Raw genomic sequence first — 3,576 nt, forward strand, 5'->3', positions numbered from 1 at the left:
GTGCAGGATCGCCCGCCAGCCATTGGCGACCAGCTGCAGCACGCCATGGGTGACGAAGGCCGCCGAGACCGGCAGGACCAGGGCCAGGCCGCCCATCAGGACGAGGCCGCCGGCCATGCCGAACACCCCTGAGAGGGTGGCGGTCACGAAGGCCAGGACAGTGATGAAGAGGGCTGCGAGCGCGCTCATGGGGTCGTCCTCCGGTTGCGCCGGCTTCGTCGAGGGGGACACAGGCCCCCTCCGATCGCCGGACAGCTGCGCATCGTGCGCGGAATGTGCGGGTCCGCCCGCTCACCCTCCGGAGGAAGGCGCTGTGCTCGAACCTCCGCCGGTCGCGGCGAAGGGAGGCCAGGGATCACGCGACGGCGGATCGACCCGGCGGCTCGGGGAGCGTTTTGCGTCTACACCCGAACAAGCGGGGCCGTCGAGAGGGGCGGGAAGACGTGCTGAGTTCCGTCGGAGATCCTCAGACTATTGCACGGAGCAGGTCGAGGCGCGCCCTCCGGGGTGCCGAAGCGGCCTCGGCTTCTATGCGCAATGCCGCTTTCTGGGCGTCGAGATCGCTGCCGAAGAAGGCGTGGCCTTGGTTGACGAATCTCCGCCAAGAAATCAGCGGCGCGATCCACACAGCGACGCAGTCTCTATGCGACAGTTGGCCCAGATAGCGGGATGGCCCTGCCCAATCGGCATCAAGCGCCGCGAAGACGACTGACATCGCTTGCTGTTCTGTCTCGGCCCGCGCCTGGCGGGCGGCGTAGAAGCCGAACCACTCTCCGGTCGGCTTCACCCCTTGGCCCTGGATGATGAAACGATAAGTCGGCAAGCTTCTGCTCCATGATCGCCAAAGCTCATTAGCAGCGGGACGCTCCTTACATCCCCCAATTCCTCCTTTCGGTTGATCGACCCGACCCATGATGGACTCGCCAAGCGACATCCAGCTGGACCACGACCCCGCCGGATGGGCGGCCGACCTGCTGGCTCGCCACGGCCTGGAGGCCGGCGGCCTTGAACCGATGGCGGGATGGTCCAATGCGATCTGGGCCAGCGAGACTCATGTCGTGCGGATCGCCTCGGGGCGGTTTGCCGGGTCTCTGAGCCATGAGGCCGCCGTGCTGCGGGCCCTGGCGCAGGTCCCCTGCCCACGGGTGACAGCCACCGGCCAAGCGGGCGAGCGGGAATGGATGATCCAGACGCGCCTGCCGGGGACGAACCTGATGCGGCTCTGGCCAGGCCTGGACCTCGCCGAGCGCGAGCGGGCGGTGCGGTCCCTGGCGCAGGCGATGCGCGCCGTCCACGCCACGCCGCTGGCGCCGGACCTGAGGGAACCGCCCTGGCGAGCCGCCGCCCTGCGGCCGGGGGGCGACCCCTCGGTGGCCTTGCGGGTTCATCCGAGCCATGTCCGCCGGCTCGTGGCGGCCAACCGGGAACGGGGAACGGCGCCGGACGCCCTGCTGACGGCGGCGGCCGGCTTCATCGAGGATCGCCTGGCCTGTTTCGCGGGCGACGCCGAGGTCCTGACCCACGGCGATCTCGCCTTCGCCAATGTGATCTGGGACGGGACCCGCGCGGGCCTGGTGGACTTCGAGAGCGGGGGAGCGGCGCCCATCGACCGGGAGCTGGATGTGCTGCTCCGGTTCCTCGGCGCCCCCGAGGCCTTCAGCCCCGACGCCGCTCCGGGGTCGGCCGCCGCCTACGCCCCTGTGCTCGGATGGCTGAGGGACGCCTATCCCGAACTGTTCGCCCACCCGGCCTTGGCCGACCGGCTGGCGGTCTATGACGCCCTGTGGGAGCTGACCCAGCTGATGAACTATCTCTCCGACCACCCGCGCGACACGGCGCGGCGGCTGGCGGCGATCCTGGCCGGGCGGGCGCCCTGGATGACCGCCCTGGCGCTCTAGATCGGCGCGCGCTCGGACTCGACGGTCGCCGCGATCCGTTCGGCGGGCGGCCGCAGGCGCTCGTCGGCGGCCAGCAACTCCGCCAGGTCCGTCATCGCCGCTTCGTCCGCGCGGCTGGAGATGTCCGCCAGCTTGTCGATGAGGGCGGTCTCCTTCATGCCGGCCTCGTCGAGAGCCAGGCCGTACCAGCCCCAGGGCAGGAACTCGAGGTTCTGCAGGGCGGCGAGGTCCTGGAAGACGTCGCCATAGACCTCCACCAAGCCCCACATCGGCGTGCCCGAGACGCCGAAGGTCATGGGGTCGGCGCCCTGGCGGCAGGCGCGCCAGGCGTCGCCGGCCACCCGGAAGCGGTCGCGGGGAACGTCCAAGGTGTCGAGGGTCAGGCCGAACAGCTTGTGCTGCACGGCGTCCACCTGGGGATCGACCAGCACCCAGCGGCCCTGGCTCTCATGCCAGTACTCGCCGACCCAGTGGTCGACGTGCTTGCCCGGCTGGAAATAGTTGGCGAAGCCGCAGCGGACGCGGGCGGCGTAGCCCTTCCGGCGCAGGACGCCGGCCAGGAGGGTGGCGAAGTGGCGGCAGACGCCGACCACGCGGCGGTCCGGCGCGCGGGCCTCGGCGAGGGGGCGATCGTCCAGGCGCAGGGCCTGGCGCAGCATCGCGGCGGCCCCGTGGATCTGCTTTTCGGCGGCGCGGTCGGGACCGAGGGCGACGCCATAGGCGCCCACCAGCCCCTCGTGGATCAGCAGGCCCTGGACGAAGGCGACGAGGGTCGCGACATCGGCGGACAGGGCGTCGATCTCGGCTTCGAAGCCCCCCAGGCCGGTGAAGACGCCGGGGGTCCGATAGCGGTCGAGGATGTCGGTCATGGGTGACCTCCCAAGGGAGGCCAGACTAGGCGAGAAGCGGCGGGGGCCGAAGCCCCCGCCTGATCCCTAGTTCCGCCAGACGGCGGCCGAGGTCGCGTCGGCCGGCATCTCGCGGTACTGGCGCAGCTCGTTGCGGCCCACCACCATGTGGTGGACCTCGTCGGGGCCGTCGGCGATGCGCAGGGTCCGCGTCGAGGTGTACATGCGGGCCAGCGGGGTGTGCTGCGACACGCCGAGCGCGCCGTGCATCTGGATGGCCTCGTCGATGATCTCGCAGACCCGCTCGGGCACCAGGGCCTTGACCATGTGGATCCAGATGCGGGCTTCCTGGTTGCCCAGGACGTCCATGGCCTTGGCGGCCTTGAGCACCATCAGGCGCATGGCCTCGATGTCGATGCGGGCGCGGCTGATCTTCTCGATATTGCCGCCGAGCTGGACGAGCGGCTTGCCGAAGGCCTCACGGGAGAGACCGCGGGTGACCATCAGGTCGAGCGCCTTCTCGGCCTGGCCGATGGCGCGCATGCAGTGGTGGATGCGGCCGGGGCCAAGGCGCAGCTGGGAGATCTCGAAGCCGCGGCCCTCGCCCAGCAGCATGTTCGACGCCGGCACGCGGACATTGTCGAAGATGATGTGCATGTGGCCGTGGGGCGCGTCGGGATCGCCGAACACGTTCATGGGGCCGACGATCTTCACGCCGGGCGCGTCGGTGGGGACCAGGATCTGCGACTGGCGCAGGTTGGGCGGGCCGTCGGGGCTGGTCTGGACCATGGTGATCATGATCTTGCAGCGCGGATCGCCGGCGCCGGAGA

The 3,576-nt window shown here is 70.4% G+C and carries 4 protein-coding genes and 1 pseudogene; 1 reads left to right on the forward strand and 4 read right to left on the reverse strand.

The features are described 5' to 3' along the window. Positions 1–189, reverse strand: a pseudogene (locus Q7T09_RS11475) (sulfite exporter TauE/SafE family protein); the annotation flags it as partial. Positions 190–466: 277 nt separating this feature from the next. Further along, entirely contained in the window at positions 467–823 is a 357-nt protein-coding gene (locus Q7T09_RS11480) for a hypothetical protein (RefSeq protein ID WP_304699794.1), read from the reverse strand. Positions 824–911: 88 nt separating this feature from the next. Between Q7T09_RS11480 and Q7T09_RS11485 the strand changes: the two genes are divergently transcribed. Next, positions 912–1,898: a phosphotransferase family protein gene (locus Q7T09_RS11485; protein WP_304699796.1), complete on the forward strand. Its 987-nt coding sequence runs from the start codon at positions 912–914 to the stop codon at positions 1,896–1,898. Here Q7T09_RS11485 and Q7T09_RS11490 read toward each other — a convergent pair. Together Q7T09_RS11490 and Q7T09_RS11495 are read right to left on the reverse strand one after the other, a co-directional pair. After that, positions 1,895–2,767 (reverse strand): transglutaminase-like domain-containing protein, encoded by an 873-nt coding sequence (locus tag Q7T09_RS11490; RefSeq protein WP_304699798.1) that lies wholly within the window; start codon positions 2,765–2,767, stop codon positions 1,895–1,897. The two genes, Q7T09_RS11485 and Q7T09_RS11490, sit on opposite strands and share 4 nt — an antisense overlap. Positions 2,768–2,833: 66 nt before the next feature. Beyond that, the coding region (locus tag Q7T09_RS11495) for an acyl-CoA dehydrogenase family protein (RefSeq protein ID WP_304699800.1) at positions 2,834–3,576 on the reverse strand (743 nt) is incomplete at its 5' end.

The sequence above is a fragment of the Phenylobacterium sp. genome, assembly GCF_030645195.1.
GTDB lineage: Bacteria > Pseudomonadota > Alphaproteobacteria > Caulobacterales > Caulobacteraceae > Phenylobacterium.